Consider the following 19,035-nt stretch of genomic DNA (forward strand, 5'->3'; position numbering starts at 1 on the left):
CGCTGCCCCAACTCGCGGACCTCCAGGAGGAACGAAGGTGGAATCCCCGCAGGGCGGCATCCCGACCCCGACCGAACTCGCCGCGTTCAGGGACGCCGCGGGGGCGTGGCTCGCCGGACACGCGCAACCGCGGACCGGGTCCGACGCCCGGGACGTCGAGGTCGCGGTCTTCCACGACCTCGGCGCCGACGAGGAACGGACGCTGCTGCAACGGATCTGCGACTGGCAGCGCACCAAGTTCGACGCCGGGTACGGCGCGCTCTCGTGGCCCGCCGATCACGGCGGCGCGGGACTGACCCCGCTGCACGAGGAGGCGTTCGCCGAACTCGAGCGACAGTTCGACACCCCCGGCCAGCATGAACTGACCTCGGTGAGTGTCGCGCTGATCGCCCCCACTGTGCAGCGGTTCGGCACCGAGGCACAGCGCGAGCGCCTGGTCCGGCCCCTGCTGAGGGGGGACGACCTGGCCTGCCAGCTCTTCTCCGAGCCCGCCGCCGGTTCCGACTTGGCGGGCGTGGCGACCAGGGCCACCCGCGACGGCGACGCGTGGGTGATCAACGGACAGAAGGTGTGGAGCTCGGGCGCGCAGTTCGCCGGATGGGGCGAGCTGATCGCCCGCACCGACCCGGACGTTCCCAAACACCGGGGACTCACCGCGTTCCTGCTGCCGATGGACACCCCCGGCGTCGAGGTGCGTCCGCTGCGGCAGATGTCGGGCGGGTCGTCGTTCTGCGAGGTGTTCCTCGAGGACGTGCGCATCCCCGACTCGCTGCGGCTGGGCGAGGTGGGGGAGGGCTGGCGGGTGGCGCTGACCACGCTCGGATTCGAGCGCGGCCACTCCGGCGCCAACGCCGACCTCGGCGGCGGATACCGGCAACTCCTCGCGACCGCACGCCGGCTGGGCCGTACCGCCGATCCCGACGTGCGGCGGGCGCTGGCCGAGGTGTGGGTCGAGGAGAGGGTCGCCGCCCTCGCGGTGCTGCGGGACCGGGAGGACCGGTTCGCCGGAACCGAGCCCGGACCGGTCTCCTCGGTCCGCAAACTGGCCTGGTCCGAGGGGATGAAGTCGGTGTCCGACGCGGCGGCCCTGATCCTCGGCGACCGTCTCGTCGCGGACAGCGACGAGGGCGTCTACCAGTGGACCGAGCACGTACTGGGCGCCCCCGGCTACCGCATCGCGGGCGGTTCCGACGAGATCCAGCGCACCATCATCGGCGAGCGCCTGCTCGGGCTGCCGCCCGAACCGCGGGGCGACCGCGATGTGCCCTGGAAGGACATTCCCCGATGACGACAGGAGCAGGTGTGGACGAACAACGAACGGTCGCCGAGGCGGTCGCGGCGGCACGCCCGCCGTACGAGCCCCTTGCGGGCCGGACGGCGCTGATCACCGGCGGTTCGCGCGGACTGGGCCGGGAGATCGCGATCGCGTTCGCCGCGGCCGGCGCCGACGTCGCGCTGGTGTCGCGCAAACGGGAGGCCTGCGAGGCCCTGGCCGGCGAAATCGCCGCCGCGACCGGCCGGCGCGTCACCGCGCACGCCGCGCACGTGGGCGACTGGGATCGGCTCGGCACGCTGCTCGACGAGGTCGCCGAGGAGCTGGGCGAGGTCGACGTGCTGGTCAACAACGCCGGTATCGCGCCGCTCTACCCGAGTCTGGACGAGGTCACGGAGGACCTCTTCGACAAGGTGATCGCGGTCAACCTCAAGGGGCCGTTCCGGCTGATGGCCGCCGCGGGGCGGCGGATGGCGGCGCGGGACGGCGGGGTGATCCTCAACATCTCCTCGATCGCCTCCAGCCGGCCCACCGCGGCGGACCTCCCGTACGCGGCGGCCAAGGCCGCCCTCAACACCCTGACGGCCGGCTTCGCCCAGGAGTACGGCCCCACGGTCCGGGTGAACACCATCCTGGCCGGGCCCTTCTTCACCGACATCAGCAAGGCGTGGGACATGGACGCCTTCGGCGCCATGGCCGAGGAATGGCCCGCTCAGCGCGGCGGCGACCCGTCCGAGATCACCGGGGCGGCGCTGTACCTGTGCGGTCCGGCCGCCTCGTACACCACCGGCGCCCTGCTCGCCGTCGACGGAGGAAGGCTGGCCGCGCCATGAGCACTCTCGTGGACCAGGACCTGTTCACCGGCACGCCCGACCGCCGGGCACTGCTCGGCAGCCGCTGCGCCGACTGCGCGGCGCACGTGTTTCCCCGGCAGGACGGCTGCCCCCGCTGCACCGGCGGCAGGATGGAGGACGTCCCCCTCGCCCGCCGGGGCGTCCTGTGGGCCTTCACGGTGCAGGGGTTCAGGCCGAAGCCGCCCTATACCGGGTCCAAGGAGTTCGAGCCCTACGGCGTCGGGTACGTCGAACTGCCCGGCCAGGTGATCGTCGAGGCCCGACTGACCGAAGCAGACCCCGAAGGCCTGCGGATCGGCATGCCCATGGTCCTGACCTGGGTGCCCTTCCGCCAGGAGGAGGACGGGACCCCCGTGCTGACCTACGCGTTCGCACCCGAGACGCAGGAGGAGCGATGAGCACGGGGACATCGATCGTCGGAATCGGCATCCACCGGTTCGGCCGCACCGAAGGGGTCTCCGGCCGGGACCAGGCCGTGCACGCGGTGCGTGCCGCCCTCGCCGACGCGGGAGTGACGTTCGCGGACATGGGATTCGGCTTCGGCGGCTCCCACTCGGCCGGCGACGCCGACACCCTGGTGTCCGAACTGGGCCTGACCAGCCTGCCGTTCACCAACGTCGCGAACGGCTGCGCCACCGGCGGCAGCGCGCTGATCGCCGCCGACGCGGCGATCAGGTCGGGGCAGCACGACATCGGCATCGTGATCGGCTTCGACAAGCACGACCGGGGCGCATTCAACACCGACCCCGCCGACCACGGCATCGGCTCCTGGTACGGGGAGACCGGGCTCATGCTGACCACCCAGTTCTTCGGCATGAAGATCCAGCGGTACCTGCACGAGACGGGCATGAGCCGGGACCTGCTCGCGAAGATCGCCGCCAAGGCGTTCGCCAACGGCGCCCGCAACCCGCTGGCCTGGCGTCGCAAGGTCCTGTCCGAGGCGGAGATCGCCGCCGCGCCGATGATCAGCCACCCCCTGACGCAGTACATGTACTGCTCGCCCGGCGAGGGCGCGGTGGCCCTGGTGGTCACCCGCTCCGATCACGCCCACCGCTACACCCGGCGCCCCGTGCACCTGCGCGGAGCGGCCCTGCGGTCGCGGCGCTACGGCTCGTTCGAGGTGTTCAGCCCGTGGCTGGCGACCGAGCGCGCCGACTCGCCCACCGTGGACGCCGCCCGCGCGGCCTTCGAGCAGGCGGGAGTCGCGCCCGACGAGGTGCGAGTGGCGCAGGTCCAGGACACCGAAGCCGGCGCCGAGCTGATGCACATGGCCGAGACCGGGCTGTGCGCGCACGGCGAGCAGGAGCGGCTGATCGCCACACGGACCACCGAGATCGATGGACGGCTGCCCGTCAACACCGACGGCGGATGCATCGCCAACGGCGAGCCGATCGGTGCGTCGGGACTGCGGCAGGTGTACGAGACCGTGCTGCAACTGCGCGGCGACGCCGGCAACCGGCAGGTGCCGGGCGATCCACGCGTCGGCTTCACCCACGTCTACGGGGCTCCGGGCATCTCCGCCTGCACCGTCCTCACCCGATAGCACGACCACGCGGAACGGACCTCCCGCGGAAAGGAAGACACGACATGGCCTGGGACTTCGAGACCGATCCCGAGGTGCAGCGTGAACTGGACTGGGTCGCCGACTTCGTCGCCCGCGAGATCGAACCAGTCGACCAACTGGTCGAGCACGCCTGGAACGTACGCGACCCGGTACGCAACGCGCTGATCCGCCCGCTGCAGGAGCAGGTGCGCGAGCGCCGCCTGTGGGCCTGCCACCTGGGCCCCGAACTGGGCGGGCCGGGGTACGGGCAGATGCGGCTCGCCCTGCTCAACGAACAGCTCGGCCGGACACACTCCGGGCCGGTGGTGTTCGGCTGCCAGGCACCGGACTCCGGCAACGCCGAGATCCTCGCCCACTACGGCAGCGAGCACCTGAAGGAGAAGTACCTCGCGCCGCTCATCGAGAACGACATCGTGTCGTGCTTCTCGATGACCGAACCGCACGGCGGGTCAGACCCCACCGGGTTCCGCACCACCGCCGTACGGGACGGCGACTCCTGGGTGCTCAACGGGGAGAAGTGGTTCTCCTCGCACGCCCTGTTCGCCGACTTCCTGATCGTCATGGCGGTCACCGACCCGGACGCGCCCCAGCACAAGAGCATGTCGATGTTCGTCGTGCCGGCCGACGCCCCCGGCATCGAACGGGTCCGGGACGTGAGCGTGTGGGGGCACGAGGAGGAGGTGGGCACCCACCAATACCTGCGGTACACCGACGTGCGGGTCTCCCGGGAGAATCTGCTCGGAGAGCGCGGCGCCGGGTTCGCCGTCGCGCAGACCCGGCTCGGCGGCGGCCGGATCCATCACGCGATGCGCACCGTCGGACTGGTCAGTCAGGCGTTCGAGCTGATGAAGCGCCGTGCCGTCTCGCGCGTCGCCAGGGGCGAACGGCTCGCCGACCGGCAGCTGGTGCAGGAGATGATCGCCGACTCCTGGATCCAGATCGAGCAGTTCCGGCTCCTGGTGCTGCGCACCGCGTGGAAGATCGACAAGTACAACGACTACCGGCAGGTCCGGGGCGACATCGCAGCGGTGAAGGTGGCGATGCCCAAGGTGCTGCTCGACGTTTCCTCGCGCGCCATCCAGATCCACGGCTCCCTCGGCATCTCCACCGAACTGCCCTTCGGTAAGTGGGCGATGGAGGCCTTCCACATGGGACTGGCCGACGGCGCCACCGAGGTGCACAAGGTCAACCTGGCCCAGGCTCTGCTGCGCAGCACCCAGCCCGACGACGGCCTGTTCCCGCCCTACATCCGGCCCACCCTGGCCGCGCAGGCGCGGGAACGGTACGCCGGTGTCCTGGACGGAGTGGCCCACGATGACTGACACCGCGCCGGCCCGCGACGCCGAGACCGCGCCCGTACGCCCCGGGGAGGAACTGGACTGGCCGCGCGTCGAGTCGCACCTGCGCGAGCGGCTGCCCGAGCTCGCCGGCGACTTCTCAGTCCTCCAGTTCCCCCACGGGTCCGCCAACCTCACCTACCAGATCCGGTTCGGCGACACGCCTCTGGTGCTGCGCCGACCGCCCTTCGGCCGACTGGCGCCCGGCGCGCACGACATGCGGCGGGAGTACAAGGCGCTCTCCCGGCTGTGGCGGGCCTACCCCCGGGCTCCACGGGCGCTGCTGTTCTGCGACGACCACGCGGTCGCGGGAGCCGATTTCCTGGTCATGGAGTACCGGCCGGGCCTCGTCGTCTGGGACGCCGTGCCGGAGTCGATGACAGCGCTCCCCGAGGCCGGCCGGCGGATCGGCCTCGCCGTGATCGACGCGCTCGCCGACCTGCACCGCGTGGACCCCGAGGCGTGCGGGCTCGGGGACCTCGGCCGCCCGGACGGGTTCCTCGCCCGCCAGGTCGCCGGCTGGCGCAAGCGGTGGCACCTGGCCGCCACCGACGACAGCGACCCGCTGGTCGCCGAACTCGGCACGCAACTCGAGGCGCACCGGCCCGACTCCGGCCCGCCCGCGGTTCTGCACAACGACTTCAAGATCGACAACTGTCAGTTCCGGCCGGCCGAACCCGATGGCGTCGTCTCGGTGTTCGACTGGGACATGGCGACTCTGGGTGACCCCCTGGTCGACCTCGGCACCCTGCTCAACTACTGGCCCGACCCGCAGTTCGGGGACGCCGGCGCGCTCGCCGAGCTCGGCCTGTCGCGGCTCGGCCTGCCCACCCGCCAGGAGGTCGTCGCACGCTACGCGGACCGTTCGGGCCGCCCGGTGTCCCACGTCGACTGGTACGAGGCCTACGGCTGCTTCAAGACGCTGGTCATCCTGCAGCAGCTCTACGCCCGCTACGCGCGCGGCGAAACCACTGACCCGCGGATGGCCGGCCGCAAGGATCACATCACCGTGCTGGCCGAGCGGGGCATGAGCCGCCTCGGCCTGCCCACCACACGTCCCCTGGGAGGAACGTCATGACCATCAAGCCGGGTACCCGGTTGTGGAGCACCGTCAGTTCGGCCTCCGTCGTCGTGGTTCGACCGCCTCGCGGGGAGGTGACCCTGACCTGCGGAGGGGCCCCGATGGCCGAGAGCGCCCCGGAGGGCGCGCCGGACACCGCGACGGACGAGGGCCCGGTGATCGGCAAGCGGTACGCCGACGAGGAGAGCGGCCTCCAGGTCATGTGCACCCACGGCGGGTCCGGGGCGTTGTCGGCCGACGGCCGCCCGCTCGAACTGCTCGGTGCCCGTCAACTCCCCGCCTCGGACTGAGCCATGGACGTACCGGTTCTGCTCGAGATGGTGGCCGACGCCGCGCCCGACCGCATCGCGGTCGGGCCGGCGGACGGCGGACTGACCTACGCCGGCCTGCTCTCCCGCGCCCGGGCGCTGGCCGGCGGGCTGACCGCGCTCGGCGTCGACCACGTCGCCCTGGTGGACGTGAACTCCGAGACGGTTCCGCAGCTGTTCTACGGCGCCGCACTCGCGGGCCTGCCCTTCGTACCGCTCAACTACCGCCTCGACGACGAGGCCCTCGCCCAGGCCCTCGCCAGGATCGCCCCGGTCGTGGCCGTGGTGGGGGAGGAGCAGCGGGCCCGGTGCACCGGCATCGACGGCGTGACGGTGCTGACCGCCGCCGAACTGCCGACCGGCACACCCCCCGCGGACCACCCGCAGGAGGTGAGCGCGCTGCTGTTCACCTCCGGCACCAGCGGTGAGCCCAAGGCGGCCGTGCTGCGCCCCGCCCACCTCACCTCCTACGTACTGTCCACCGTGGACTTCCTGTCCGCGACGCCGGACGAGGCGCTGCTGGTCAGCGTGCCGCCTTACCACATCGCCGGCATCTCGTCCCTGCTCACCCCGGTGTTCGCCGGACGCCGGGTCCTGCAACTGCCCTCGTTCGACCCGACGGCCTGGGTGAACCTGGCCCGCCGCGAGGCGGCGACACACGCGATGGTCGTGCCCACGATGCTCGGCCGGATCCTGGACGTGCTCGACGCGGAGGGCACCACCCTGCCCGCCCTGCGGCACCTGTCGTACGGCGGGGGCCGGATGCCGCTGCCGATCGTGGAACGGGCCGCCCGGCTGCTGCCGCACGTCGACCTCGTCAACGCCTACGGGCTCACCGAGACCAGCTCCACGATCGCCGTCCTGGGGCCGCAGGACCACCGGGACGCGCTTGCCTCCACGGACCCCGAGGTCCGCGCCCGGCTCGGCTCCGTCGGCCGGCCGCTGCCCGGGGTGGAACTGGAGATCCGCGACGAGGACGGCACGGTGCTGCCCCCGGGCGGCTCCGGGGAGATCCATGTGCGCGGCGAGCAGGTGTCGGGGGAGTACCTCAGCCACAGCGCCCTCGACGGCGACGGCTGGTTCCCGACCCGGGACCGGGGCCGGCTCGACACGGAGGGCTTCCTGTACCTCGAGGGCCGGGCTGACGACGTCATCGTGCGGGGCGGCGAGAACCTCTCCCCGGGCGAGATCGAGGACGTCCTGCTCGCCCACCCGGCCGTCACCGAGGCGATTGTCTTCGGAGCGCCGGACACCGAATGGGGCGAGGTGCCCGTTGCCGCCGTGGTGCTGCGGGAGACCGTCGAGGAGGCGGACCTCCAGGCATTCGTCCGCGAACGCCTGCGGTCGGCGAAGACCCCCGCCCGGGTACTGGTCCGCGACGCCCTCCCGCACACGGACACCGGCAAGCCCCTGCGCAGGGTCCTGCGTGCCGAACTCGTCGACACGATCCCGAGGAGCAGCTGATGCGGTTGACCCCGAGCGAGGAAGCGGAGGAACTCCGCACCATTGTGCGCGCCTTCCTCGACAAGCACACGGACCACGCCGTCGAGGAGTCGCCGGACGCACCGGGCTGGGACCCTTCGGTGTGGCACCGGTTCGCCTGCGAACTCGGGACCGCGGGCCTGGATGTGCCCGAAGATTTCGGCGGTGCCGGGGCGGGCTTCCGGGAGATCGCCGTCGTCGCCGAGGAACTGGGCAGGTCCCTGACGCGGCTGCCGTGGTTCTCCACCGCCGTGCTCGGGGCCGGGGTGCTGCTGCACACCGACGACGACGCGGCACGGGCCGAACTGCTGCCCGGTATCGCCTCCGGCGGCACGACCGCCACACTGGCCTACCGGGAACAGCCGTCCGGCGAGGCGGTCGACCAGCCCGTCACCACCACCACCACCGCCACCGCCGACGGCTCCGACTGGCACCTGGACGGCACCAAGATCCTTGCCGTGGAAGGTGCCACGGTCGACCTGCTGTTCGTGACCGCCCGCGCCCCCGAGGGCATGCGGATCTTCGCGGTGTCCGCCGACGCCCCCGGCCTGCGGCGCACCGCGACCCGGGCGATGGACCCCCGGCGCCAACTCGCCAGGATCGAGCTCGCGGGCACACCCGCCCGCCCCGTCGTCTCGGCAGCGCGCGCCGGGACCGTCCTCGCCGAAGTCCTCGACCGGGCGGTCGCCGCGCTCGCGGCCGAACAGCTCGGCGGAGCCGCGGCCGCCCTCGACGCCGCCGTCGCCCACGCCCGTGACCGGATGCAGTTCGGCCGGCCCATCGGGTCCTTCCAGGCGGTCAAGCACAGGTGCGCCGACATGGCCGTACAGGTCGAGGCCGCCCGCTCGGCCAGCGCGTGGGCGACCGCCGCCGCGGCCGAGGCGCCCGATGAACTCCCCCTGGCCGCGGTCACCGCGGGCCTGCGCTGCGGCGAGGCCTACCGGTACGTGGCCGCCGAGAACATCCAGGTGCACGGAGGGATCGGCTTCACCTGGGAGCACCCGGCCCACCTGCACTTCCGGCGGGCGGCCACCAGCGCCGTGCTCTTCGGGGACAAGGCGCAACATCGGGAACGGCTCCTCGCCGAACTCGGCGTCTGACGGGCGGGGAGCGAGGACCGCCACTGCCCGGCCCCGTACCAGGCCGCTGCTCTCTGCTCCCTCCCCGTCCAGAACGCCTGCCGCCGCCGGGACCGGCTGTGCCGCGGGCCGTTCACCGCGTCCCGCGACGACTGCCGACCCGCCGCGCCACGGGCCGGGTGGTCCGTGCCACAGGACCCGGTGACGTCGTGCCCGGATCGGTGGGTCGTGGACGCGTGCGTGTGCGCGCTGCCCGACCGGCCGGTCCACCCGTCGGCACCCCACTTCGCCGCTCCCCGCGGGCCGGCCGCTGGCGAAGCACCCCAGGCCGCGGGCCGTCGCCGTGTCCGCCGCCGTCGTGATGATCCCGTTCCCGTCGTCTGCCCCCGGCAGACGGCTGTCTGGAGGAGACCGTGTTCGCTGCCGCCCCCGCCGAGTCGCTGTACCGGCCGAAGCACCCGCTGCGGTTCGTCACCGCGTCGAGCCTGTTCGACGGACATGACGCGTCCATCAACGTCATGCGGCGCATCCTGCAGTCGCAGGGTGCCGAGGTGATCCACCTCGGTCACAACCGCTCGGTACGTGAGGTGGTGGACGCCGCCCTGGAGGAGGACGTGCAGGGCGTGGCCGTCTCCTCCTACCAGGGCGGCCACGTGGAGTACTTCGAGTACCTGGTGCGGCTGCTGCGGGAGCGGGGAGCCGGGCACGCACAGGTGTTCGGGGGCGGGGGCGGTGTCATTGTGCCCGAGGAGATCACCCGGCTGGCACGGGCGGGGGTGCGGATCTTCTCCCCGGAAGACGGCCAGCGACTCGGCCTGGCCGGGATGGTCAACTCCATGATCGAGGCGTGCGACACCGACCTGTGGGACCGGTCGCCCGCCGATGTGCGCGCCGTGCTCTCCCAGGAGCGCCCCGCGCTGGGCCGCCTGCTGACGGGTCTGGCGGCCGGATCCGTGCCCGACGCCGACCTCCAGGTCCTCCGGGAGGCCGCCGCCGCGCGACCGGTGCCGGTGCTGGGGATCACCGGAACCGGCGGGTCGGGGAAGTCGTCGCTGACCGACGAACTGGTGCGCCGACTGCGCGTCGACCAGCAGGACGGACTGAGGGTCGCGGTGCTGGCGGTGGACCCCACCCGGCGCAGGGGCGGCGGGGCGCTGCTGGGCGACCGGATCCGGATGAACGCCCTGGACGGGGACCGGGTCTTCTTCCGTTCGCTGGCCACCCGTGGCGGCCATGAACTGCCTGGGGGGCTGGAGGAGTCCATCGCCGCCTGCAAGGCGGCCGGGTACGACCTGGTTGTTGTGGAGACACCAGGCATCGGGCAGGGGGATGCGACCATCGTGCCGTACGTCGACGTGTCGCTGTACGTGATGACACCGGAGTTCGGTGCCGCTTCGCAGTTGGAGAAGATCGACATGCTCGACTTCGCCGACGTGGTGGCGATCAACAAGTTCGAGCGGCGCGGTGCGAAGGACGCCCTGCGCGACGTGGGTCGTCAACTGGTCCGCAATCGTGAGGCGTTCGGTTCCCGTCCGGAGGACATGCCGGTCTTCGGCACCAGTGCGGCGTCCTTCAACGACGACGGCGTCACCGCCCTCTACCAGCACCTGCGCGGACTCCTCGCAGAGCGCGGTCTGCGGGTGCGGCCCGGCGCCCTGCCCGAGGTCGCCGTGCGGCACTCCAGCGGCGTCGCGCCGATCGTTCCGCCGACCCGGGTGCGGTACCTGGCGGACATTGCCGAGACCGTGCGCGGCTATCACGCCGAGACCGCCGTCCAGTGCGTGACGGCCCGGCGGGTCCAGGCCCTGGCCTCGGTGAGGGAGGAACTGGCGGCCGCCCGCGCCGGCACCGCGGACGTCGATCGTCTCCTGACCGATGCCCGGGACCGGCTCACCCCCTCCTCCCACCTCCTGCTCGAAGGCTGGCCGAAGACCGTGCGGGACTACTCGGGCGACGAGTTGGTGGTCACGGTCCGAGGCCACCAGTCGCGTACCGCGTTGGTGCGCGAGTCGCTGTCCGGTCACCGGATTCCCCGCGTCGCCCTGCCCCGGTTCACCGACCACGGCGAGCTGCTGCGCTTCCTGCGCGGTGAGAACCTGCCGGGACACTTCCCCTTCACCGCCGGAGTGTTCCCGTTCAAGCGGGAGGGTGAGGACCCGGCACGGATGTTCGCTGGCGAGGGCGACCCGTTCCGCACCAACCGGCGGTTCACGCTGCTGGCCCGCAACAGCGAGGCCACGCGCCTGTCCACGGCCTTCGACTCGGCCACCCTTTACGGCCGCGATCCCGACGAACGCCCCGACATCTACGGCAAGGTGGGTACCTCGGGGGTGTCGGTGGCCACGCTGGAGGACATGAAGGCCCTCTACGCCGGGTTCGACCTGACCGCGCCGACCACCTCGGTCTCGATGACGATCAACGGGCCGGCGCCGGCCATCCTGGCCTTCTTCCTCAACACCGCTGTCGATCAGCAACGGGACGCCTTCCACGCCGAGCACGGCAGGGAGCCCGCTCCCGACGAGGCGGAGGAGATCCGGGCCCGGACCCTGCGCACCGTGCGCGGCACGGTGCAGGCGGACATCCTCAAGGAGGACCAGGGGCAGAACACCTGCCTGTTTTCCACCGAGTTCAGTCTGCGGATGATGGCCGACATTCAGGAGTGGTTCATCCAGGAGCAGGTGCGTAACTTCTACTCGGTGTCCATCTCCGGCTACCACATCGCCGAGGCCGGGGCGAACCCCATCAGTCAGCTGGCCTTCACCCTCGCCAACGGCTTCACCTACGTCGAGGCCTACCTCGCCCGCGGCATGGACATCGACGACTTCGCCCCGAACCTGTCCTTCTTCTTCTCCAACGGAATGGACCCCGAGTACTCGGTACTCGGCCGGGTCGCCCGCCGCGTCTGGGCGGTCGCCATGCGCGAGAGGTACGGGGCGAACGAGCGGAGCCAGAAGCTCAAGTACCACGTCCAGACCTCCGGACGGTCGCTGCACGCCCAGGAGATGGACTTCAACGACATCCGCACCACTCTCCAGGCGCTGATCGCCCTCTACGACAACTGCAACAGCCTGCACACCAACGCCTACGACGAGGCCGTCACCACCCCCACCGAGGAATCCGTCCGCCGGGCCCTGGCGATCCAGCTGATCATCAACCGGGAGTGGGGCCTGGCGATGAACGAGAACCCCCTGCAGGGCTCGTTCGTCATCGAGGAACTCACCGACCTGGTCGAGGAGGCGGTCCTCGTCGAGTTCGAGCGGATCAGCGAGCGCGGCGGCGTGCTCGGCGCGATGGAGACCGGCTACCAGCGCGGCCGCATCCAGGACGAGTCCATGCTCTACGAACAGCGCAAGCACGACGGCTCGCTCCCCATCGTCGGCGTCAACACCTTCCGCAACCCCCACGAGGACGCGACCGGATCCGGGACCGTCGAACTCGCCCGCGCCACCGAAGCCGAGAAGAGGTCCCAGCTGAAGCGGGTCCGGGAGTTCCAGGACCGTCACCGCGGCCAAGCGGGCACGGCGCTGACCGCCCTCAAGACGGCGGCGGTCGGCGGGGAGAACGTCTTCGCCGCTCTCATGGACGCGGCCCGGGTCTGCTCCCTCCAGCAGATCACCGAGGCATTCTTCGAGATCGGCGGCCAGTACCGCCGCAACGTCTGACCGCACCGGGTCCCGCGACAGGCAGGCTCGCTGCCCGGGACGCCGCAACGGGCTTACGGGGCCCGCCCGTCGGCGGGGCGGCTCACGGGCCGGGTGGCCGCCGCCGGGGCGAGCGCACCCGTGCTCGGCCATCCTCCACCGCTGCCCGAAGCCGCTGGGCACCGGGGGCCGTGCCCTGCCCGACGGTGTCCGCCAGAAGGGTCGCCCCGCGCCCCGGGCGCGTCCGGAGGTGTGGATGCCGGGTGACTCCCAGGCTGTTACGGCCTCGCCGGGATCGGGTGGGGCACAACACCTGAGGAGGGAGAACCGCGTGGCGGACACGACGTATCGGACCAGGCAGGAGGGAGCGGGACGGCCGGGAATCCTTCGGGAGTTGCGCGACGCTGGACGCCGCCGCGGTGCTGGTCAGCGGAGGCAGGGGGCGGGCCCGCCCGCGCGGACAGAGGGTACATGAGGGGCCGTCGGGGTGATCCGCCCGCCCGGGGCCGGGCGACCAATGGGCGCACCACGGACGACCTGGACGCTTCGGGCACCTCTCTCCTGAACTGGTTTTCCCACCCCCGTCGCCCTGCCCCGCGCGGGCTGTCACGGGGGCCTCCGGTGCCGCCCCCCGCGTGGGTCGCGGCCGAGAACGCGCGCTCCGCCCCCGGTCTGCCCCCGCGCCGTCGCGGCTGAGGACGCCCGCTCCGGCACCCACGAGAGGTGGCAGCGGATCGACTGGGACCCCGCCGCGGACGGGGACCGCCGGGTCGGTGCCCCCGGCGCCCCGGACCCTCGGGTCAGGGACCGCCGAGGCGGCAGAGGCGAAGATACCGAAGGCAGCCGTCCACGGGAACCGGGAACGACGAAGTGCGCGTCCCATCACCATGTGCCGGGCCCGCGCCGCTCGACCGCCACCGCGCGGGAGTGGTGGTCAGAATGCGTTCCCGGGCCTGTCCGTCGGTACCCGCGCGGTGCCGGAGCGCCGTTACCCGACGGTATAATCTCATGAGAAATTCCGTCAGCGGCGAGACGGTGAGCTGGTGCCGGGAGGCGCTGTACCTCCTCCGCCCCACCGTCGGCGACTGGTCGGGACGCGGCACCGAGGCAACGGAGGAGATGTGGATGACCGACCCCACCGCCGACAAGGAGCCCCCCGGCCGGCCCCGTGGCATCCCCATCGTCTACCGGCCGGGCACCGCCTTCCGCACCGTCGACCCGGGCAACGGACAGACCGCATCCCGTACGCCGAAGGCCTCCGAGGTCGCCGCGGCCGCGATCGTGCACGACATCGTCGCCGACGAGCTCAGGATCGGCGACCGTCTGCGTCCCGAGGCCGAGATGCTGGCGCACTACAACGTGAGCCGCGAGACGCTGCGGGAGGCGCTGCGGCTGCTCGAAGTGCAGGGGCTGGTCTCGATCAAGCGTGGGCCGGGCGGCGGACCTCTCGTCGAACCGCTCAACGCCAGTTACCTCGCGCGCACCGCCACGTTGTACTTCCACCTCAGCGGAGCGACCTACGGCGAGCTGTTCGACACCTGGGAGATCCTCGAGCCGCCTCTCGCCGGGCGCGTGGCGCAACTGCCGGACCGCAAGCTCAAGATACGGGCGTTCGCACCGTTCCTCGACTACCAGCCCGAGGAGCACGAACGCGACGAGGTCTTCGAGGACCTCAACAACTTCCACGCGGTGATCGCGGCACTGAGCGGGAACCGGGTTCTCACCCTCCTGACCCAGGCGGTGACCCACATCGTCACCGACCACGTGCTCGAGCGGATCGACCCGATCGCCGAGAGCGCCCACATGCTGCACGCGCACACCGATATCGCCGAGGCGATCATCGCCGGCCGTGAGAAGCGCGCGGCTACGCTGATGCGGGAGCACATCGGGGTGGTGACGGCGAGCTACCGCGAGCGGTGGCCGGAGCGGCTGCAGCAAGCGATCGAGTGGCGCTGAACGCGATGGCCCCAGAGCGGGGGAGCCGCCTCCCCGCTTCAGGCCCGCCCGACCGCCGCTTCGCCGTGGCCCACGGGCGAGCCCGCGTCGCGGAACCACCGCGCCTGGAGTGTGCCCCGCCCCGCGTTCCCCGGGGTCGGCGCGCGCGGCGCAAGGACGGGCCGTGTTCCCCGACCTCGTTAGTTCCGGCGGCGGCGCGAGGACGGGCCGTGTTCCCCGAACCCGTTCGCAGGGGGACCCGCCGGCGCGGGTCGGAGCCATGCTCCGGGATCCCGGCTCACCCGAGCCGGGATCCCGGAGCACATCTCACGCCTCCACCTCCCAGTTGGGGACGGTGGTGCCGCAGGGCGCCCGGTCGAAGCGCACCCGCAGCGGCTGCCCGACCTCCAGTTCGGCCGCGCCCGGAACACTCCCGACGAGCCTGGCGTCGACCTCGTCGAGGTCGACCAGCACGACCGTGTACGGCGTCGGGAAGGCCGGGTGCACCTGGTGGGTGACGACGGTCCAGGCGTGGACGCGCCCACGGCCAGGCACGGCGCGCCACTCGCTTCGCGCACCGCCGCAGGAGAAGCAGACCTGCCGGGGCAGGTGCAGCAACTGCCCGCAGGCGGTGCAGAAGCGCAGCGCCAGCTCGCCCCGGCGGGCGGCGTCGAAGAACCCGCCCGTGTCGTGGTCGTCCTCCACCGGCAGGAGCGGAAGCGTGACGATGTCGTGGAAGATCTCGTCGGACATGTCGCTCACCCCTTCACCAGCAGCAGTGCGCTCGTTCCGGGCGGTGGGGCGGAGGTGACCAGACTGACCTCGGCCGCATCGATCTGCGAGGTGGACGTGCCGCGGATCTGGCGGACGCCCTCCAGCACATGGTTCATCCCGTGCACATAGCCCTCCGACAGGTTCCCTCCGGCGGTGTTGACCGGTAGGGCGCCGCCCGGGCGCAGCGCCCCGCTCTCGGCGAAGGCACCGCCCTCGCCCTTGGCGCAGAAGCCGTAGTCCTCCAACTGGAGCAGAAGGGTGATGGTGAAGCAGTCGTAGATCTGTGCCACGTCCACATCGGAGGGGCCCAGGCCGGCACGGGAGAACAAGGTCTGCGCCGCGGTCCGGGAGGGCGTCGTCGTGATGTCGGGACGCATCAGCATCGGGTACATCACCCCGGGCTGCACCCGAGGGCCGGTCGACTGCGCGACCGCGCGGATCAGCGCCGGCGGCTGTGCGCAATCCGCCGCGCGCTCGGCGGTGGTGACGACGACGGCACAGGCGCCGTCCGTCTCCAGACAGAAGTCGAACAGCCGCAGCGGCAGGGAGATCGGCCGAGCCGTCAGGCAGTCCTCCAGGGTCAGCTCGCGCTCGTGCATCTGCGCCGCGGGGTTGCGGTTCGCGGCCGCCCGGCAGGCCAGCGCGATCTCCGCGAGCGCCTCCGGGCGGGTGCCGTAGGAGCTCATGTGGCGCTGGGTGAGGAGCGCGAAGAACTGGCCGGGCGTCACCAGTCCATAGGGACCGAAGAACTCCTCGTAGTTGCCCCGGCCGCCGACGCGGGCGTCGAAATCCACGGTGCCCTGCCCGTACCGGCGTCCGGAACGCCCGTTGAGGGCGCGGTAGACCAGGACGGTGGTCGCCTGTCCGGACATGATCGCGGCGACCGCCTGCCCGACCATGGCACAGGGCCCCGACCCGCCCGGCCCGGTCTGGCCCCAGTAGGTCAGGTCGTCGATGCCCAGCGCGTCGGCGATCGCGCTGTAGGAGACGAGGTCGTAGTCGCAGGAGACGACGCCGTCCACATCGGCGACGCCGAGCCCGGCGTCGTCCAGTGCGGACCGGCAGGCCTGTGCGGCCAGGGTCAGCTCGCTGCGACCGCTGTCCTTGGAGAACTCGGTGGCGCCGATGCCCGCGATGGCGCAACGGTCACGGTGGGAAACGGCATCAGACACGTTCCAGCACCTCCCTGGTGTGCTCCCCGAGCCGGGGAGCGCGGCGTGGCCCGGGCAGGTCGTACGCGCTGAAGCGGTAGGGCGTGCCGGGATGACTGACGGTCTGCTCGTCCTGCTCCACCTCGACGAAGAAGCCGCGGGCCCGCAGGTGTTCGTCGTCGAAGAGTTCCTCCGGAGCCCTGGCGACCCCGATCGGCAGTCCCCGCCGCTGGCCCTCGTGATAGGCGGTCTCGGAGTCGAGCAGCAGGAAGAAGACCTCGACCAGCTCCTGCACGTGCGCGAAGTTCCGCTGGCGGTACGCCAGATCGTCGTAGGCGGGGTCGGTGAGGTCGGCGGCCAGTTCCATGTCGTCCATCCACTTCACCAGCGCCTGCCACGGCTTCTGGTCGGCGAGGATGAGGGCAAAGTACACGTAGTGGTCGTCGCCGCACCGGAACAGAGCGGGCTGTGTAGGGGAGGGCTGGGCGTGCCGGCTGGTCTGCCGCTTGACGATCGCCTTCGGGTAGAACCAGAAGGGGTTGCTCAGTTCGCCGCTCACCGCGCAGGCTGCGTGCACGGAGACGTCCACGACCTGGCCCCGCCCGGTCCGCCTGCGCTCCAGCAGGGCGAGCAGCAGACCGGTGTGGGCGAAGCTCGCCGCCGTCGTGTAGGCGTGGTCGCCGCCGGGACGGACCGGTGGCAGGGAGTGGTCGTCGTAGCCGCAGGAGTGGAGCATCCCGCCGGCCGCCAGCCCCACCAGATCGCTGCCGCGGTAGGAGGACCACGGTCCGTCCAGCCCGAACGGGGTCAACGCCACCACGATCAGCCGTGGATACCGGGTGACCAGCTCGGACGGGACGAGGTCGCGCGCCGCGGCTTGGGCGGGCGACAACGAGACGATGAGTACGTCGGCACCGGTGAGCAACTCCTCGAGCGCGGACCGTCCGTCGTCGGAGGTGTCGTCGAGTATGACGCTGCGCTTGCCCGCGTTGTACCAGTGGAAGGAGAGGCTCGCCTCGGGGTCCCTGCGGTCGTCGGCGAACGGCCCGACCCGCCGCCCGGCCGACCCGTGAGGGGGCTCCACCTTGACGACGTCCGCGCCGGAGCCGGCCAGCAGCTTGCCGGTGAACTCCCCGCCGGGATCCTCCGCGATCTCCACGACCCGCAGGCCGCTGTAGGGGGTGGTGGTCACAGGATCCCCTCCTGGGTGAGCTCGGTGATCTCCTCGTGCGACATGCCGAGCAGGGTCGTGAACACGTGCGCGTTGTCCTCGCCGAGGAGGGGAGCCGAGCGCCAGTTGTCCGGTTCCATCCCGCTGAAGAGCACCGGGCTGCCCTCGAACCGCGCTTCGCCGATGACCGGGTGGTCGAGCGTGAAGAAGGTCCCGCGGTGGGCGAGCTGGGGGTCCTGCTCGTTGAGGTCGCCGGCGTGCTGGACCGCGGCGGCCGCGACCCCCGCCGCCTGCAGACGGTGCATGATTTCGTGCGGGTCCCGCCCGCGCGTCCAGTCTGACAGGCGCGCGTCGAGCGCGTCCTGGTGGGCGAAACGATCCGGCTGTGTGGTGAACCGCGGATCGGCGGTCCATTCGGGTGCGCCCATCTCGGCGGCCAGCGCCTTCCAGTCGGCGTCGTCGAAGACCGCGATCGCCACCCAGCGGTCCTCGCCGGCCGCCGGGTACACGCCGTGCGGCGCGGCCCGGGGGTGCTCCAGCCGGTTGCCCAGGGGGAAGTCCGGGTCCCGGGTGGACCGGCCGTTGTGGGCGACGTCCAGCAGGACCGGGCCGAGCAGATTGATCCCGACCTCGACCGCGGAGACGTCGACCTCGGTGCCCTCCCCGGAGATCTCGCGCTGGAGCACGGCCATCAGGACGGCCGCGGAGTTGTAGTACGCGGCCTGGTTGTCCATGTGGGAGAAGCCCCACCCCGATGGCTCGCGCCCGGGCAGACCGCTTATGTGGGTGAGCCCGCTGACGGCCTGGACGACCGGCCCGTAACTGCGGTACTCGCTGTGCGGCCCGTCGTGGCCGTATCCGCTCATCCGGGCGTAGATCACGTCCTGCCGCAGCTCGCGCAGCCGCTTGTAGGCGAGTCCCCACCGTTCCATCACGCCGGGCGCGAAGTTCTCGGTCACCACCGAGGCCTTCGAGATCAGCTGTTCGGCGATCTGTCTGCCGCGCCCGGTCCGCATGTTGATCGTCACGCCGAGCTTGTTGCGGTTGTAGTTGTTGAACAGTCCGCCCTTGTCCGGGTCCGGATTGGTGTCCTCCTCTCCGTAGGTGCGGACCTTGCCCTTGTAGAAGGGAAGACGGCGGGGCATGTCCAGGCGCGTCCGGTCCTCGATCTTTATGACGTCGGCGCCGAAGTCGGCGAGCAGGCGGGTCGCGACCGCGCCCACGCCCATCCAGCAGAAATCGGCGACCACGAGACCGGCGAGCGGTCCTTGTCGCGTCCTGGGACGGCGGTTCATGACTGTCGACACCGACACTCCTTCAGGTGTTCGTCGTGAGGTATTCCCTGCAGGGCACCGCACTCGGGAGCGGTGATGGCGGCAGGGGGT

The 19,035-nt window shown here is 71.7% G+C and carries 15 protein-coding genes; 11 read left to right on the forward strand and 4 right to left on the reverse strand.

The features are described from left to right. The first annotated feature begins 37 nt into the window (after positions 1-37). The 11 genes from AB0I23_RS34220 (at position 38) to AB0I23_RS34270 (ending at position 14,575) form a co-directional block, all read left to right on the forward strand. Positions 38-1,288 (forward strand): acyl-CoA dehydrogenase family protein, encoded by a 1,251-nt coding sequence (locus AB0I23_RS34220; RefSeq protein WP_359115398.1) that lies wholly within the window; start codon positions 38-40, stop codon positions 1,286-1,288. After that, the gene (locus AB0I23_RS34225; protein ID WP_359115400.1) at positions 1,285-2,106 is read left to right on the forward strand and encodes an SDR family NAD(P)-dependent oxidoreductase; all 822 of its coding nucleotides are present in this window, start codon (positions 1,285-1,287) and stop codon (positions 2,104-2,106) included. The genes AB0I23_RS34220 and AB0I23_RS34225 overlap by 4 nt, the downstream gene beginning before the upstream one ends. After that, positions 2,103-2,525 (forward strand): Zn-ribbon domain-containing OB-fold protein, encoded by a 423-nt coding sequence (locus AB0I23_RS34230; RefSeq protein WP_359115402.1) that lies wholly within the window; start codon positions 2,103-2,105, stop codon positions 2,523-2,525. Before AB0I23_RS34225 ends, AB0I23_RS34230 begins: the two co-directional genes overlap by 4 nt. Further along, a complete protein-coding gene (locus AB0I23_RS34235) occupies positions 2,522-3,670 on the forward strand; it encodes a thiolase family protein (RefSeq protein ID WP_359115405.1) in 1,149 nt (382 codons plus the stop codon). The genes AB0I23_RS34230 and AB0I23_RS34235 overlap by 4 nt, the downstream gene beginning before the upstream one ends. A gap of 44 nt (positions 3,671-3,714) precedes the next feature. Further along, positions 3,715-5,013, forward strand: coding sequence for an acyl-CoA dehydrogenase family protein (locus AB0I23_RS34240; RefSeq protein WP_359115408.1), 1,299 nt, complete (start codon positions 3,715-3,717; stop codon positions 5,011-5,013). Continuing rightward, positions 5,006-6,106, forward strand: coding sequence for a phosphotransferase family protein (locus AB0I23_RS34245; RefSeq protein ID WP_359115411.1), 1,101 nt, complete (start codon positions 5,006-5,008; stop codon positions 6,104-6,106). The genes AB0I23_RS34240 and AB0I23_RS34245 overlap by 8 nt, the downstream gene beginning before the upstream one ends. 104 nt (positions 6,107-6,210) lie before the next feature. After that, positions 6,211-6,399, forward strand: coding sequence for a hypothetical protein (locus AB0I23_RS34250; protein ID WP_359115414.1), 189 nt, complete (start codon positions 6,211-6,213; stop codon positions 6,397-6,399). Between the two features lie 3 nt (positions 6,400-6,402). Beyond that, positions 6,403-7,881 (forward strand): class I adenylate-forming enzyme family protein, encoded by a 1,479-nt coding sequence (locus AB0I23_RS34255; protein ID WP_359115416.1) that lies wholly within the window; start codon positions 6,403-6,405, stop codon positions 7,879-7,881. Continuing rightward, entirely contained in the window at positions 7,881-8,999 is a 1,119-nt protein-coding gene (locus AB0I23_RS34260; protein ID WP_359115419.1) for an acyl-CoA dehydrogenase family protein, read from the forward strand. The genes AB0I23_RS34255 and AB0I23_RS34260 overlap by 1 nt, the downstream gene beginning before the upstream one ends. A gap of 392 nt (positions 9,000-9,391) precedes the next feature. Then, a complete protein-coding gene (gene icmF / locus AB0I23_RS34265; RefSeq protein ID WP_359115421.1) occupies positions 9,392-12,640 on the forward strand; it encodes a fused isobutyryl-CoA mutase/GTPase IcmF in 3,249 nt (1,082 codons plus the stop codon). A gap of 987 nt (positions 12,641-13,627) precedes the next feature. Beyond that, complete coding sequence (locus AB0I23_RS34270; protein WP_359115424.1) at positions 13,628-14,575, forward strand: FadR/GntR family transcriptional regulator; 948 nt, start codon at positions 13,628-13,630, stop codon at positions 14,573-14,575. Positions 14,576-14,881: 306 nt separating this feature from the next. Here the strand turns inward: AB0I23_RS34270 and AB0I23_RS34275 are convergent, their stop codons facing one another. The 4 genes from AB0I23_RS34275 to AB0I23_RS34290 are packed head-to-tail and all read right to left on the reverse strand — an operon-like array spanning position 14,882 to position 18,957. Continuing rightward, on the reverse strand, positions 14,882-15,307 hold the full coding sequence (locus AB0I23_RS34275) for a Zn-ribbon domain-containing OB-fold protein (RefSeq protein ID WP_359115426.1): 426 nt from the start codon (positions 15,305-15,307) through the stop codon (positions 14,882-14,884). Positions 15,308-15,312: 5 nt separating this feature from the next. Then, the gene (locus AB0I23_RS34280) at positions 15,313-16,500 is read right to left on the reverse strand and encodes a thiolase C-terminal domain-containing protein (RefSeq protein ID WP_359115429.1); all 1,188 of its coding nucleotides are present in this window, start codon (positions 16,498-16,500) and stop codon (positions 15,313-15,315) included. Then, positions 16,493-17,671, reverse strand: a complete 1,179-nt coding sequence (locus AB0I23_RS34285) for a CaiB/BaiF CoA transferase family protein (RefSeq protein WP_359115432.1) — start codon at positions 17,669-17,671, stop codon at positions 16,493-16,495. The genes AB0I23_RS34280 and AB0I23_RS34285 overlap by 8 nt, the downstream gene beginning before the upstream one ends. Next, complete coding sequence (locus tag AB0I23_RS34290; protein WP_359115435.1) at positions 17,668-18,957, reverse strand: CaiB/BaiF CoA transferase family protein; 1,290 nt, start codon at positions 18,955-18,957, stop codon at positions 17,668-17,670. The genes AB0I23_RS34285 and AB0I23_RS34290 overlap by 4 nt, the downstream gene beginning before the upstream one ends. Positions 18,958-19,035 lie beyond the last annotated feature (78 nt).

The sequence above is a fragment of the Streptomyces atratus genome, assembly GCF_040655115.1.
Lineage (GTDB): Bacteria > Actinomycetota > Actinomycetes > Streptomycetales > Streptomycetaceae > Streptomyces > Streptomyces atratus_D.

What these genes read in the sequence shown, in the direction of transcription:
- AB0I23_RS34230 (WP_359115402.1), top strand. Translation starts at nt 2,103, where the DNA reads ATGAGCACTCTCGTGGACCAGGACCTGTTCACCGGCACGCCCGACCGC.
- AB0I23_RS34270 (WP_359115424.1), top strand. Translation starts at nt 13,628, where the DNA reads ATGAGAAATTCCGTCAGCGGCGAGACGGTGAGCTGGTGCCGGGAGGCG.
- AB0I23_RS34260 (WP_359115419.1), top strand. Translation starts at nt 7,881, where the DNA reads ATGCGGTTGACCCCGAGCGAGGAAGCGGAGGAACTCCGCACCATTGTG.
- AB0I23_RS34255 (WP_359115416.1), top strand. Translation starts at nt 6,403, where the DNA reads ATGGACGTACCGGTTCTGCTCGAGATGGTGGCCGACGCCGCGCCCGAC.
- AB0I23_RS34245 (WP_359115411.1), top strand. Translation starts at nt 5,006, where the DNA reads ATGACTGACACCGCGCCGGCCCGCGACGCCGAGACCGCGCCCGTACGC.
- AB0I23_RS34250 (WP_359115414.1), top strand. Translation starts at nt 6,211, where the DNA reads ATGGCCGAGAGCGCCCCGGAGGGCGCGCCGGACACCGCGACGGACGAG.
- AB0I23_RS34240 (WP_359115408.1), top strand. Translation starts at nt 3,715, where the DNA reads ATGGCCTGGGACTTCGAGACCGATCCCGAGGTGCAGCGTGAACTGGAC.
- AB0I23_RS34235 (WP_359115405.1), top strand. Translation starts at nt 2,522, where the DNA reads ATGAGCACGGGGACATCGATCGTCGGAATCGGCATCCACCGGTTCGGC.
- AB0I23_RS34225 (WP_359115400.1), top strand. Translation starts at nt 1,285, where the DNA reads ATGACGACAGGAGCAGGTGTGGACGAACAACGAACGGTCGCCGAGGCG.
- AB0I23_RS34275 (WP_359115426.1), bottom strand. Translation starts at nt 15,307, where the DNA reads ATGTCCGACGAGATCTTCCACGACATCGTCACGCTTCCGCTCCTGCCG.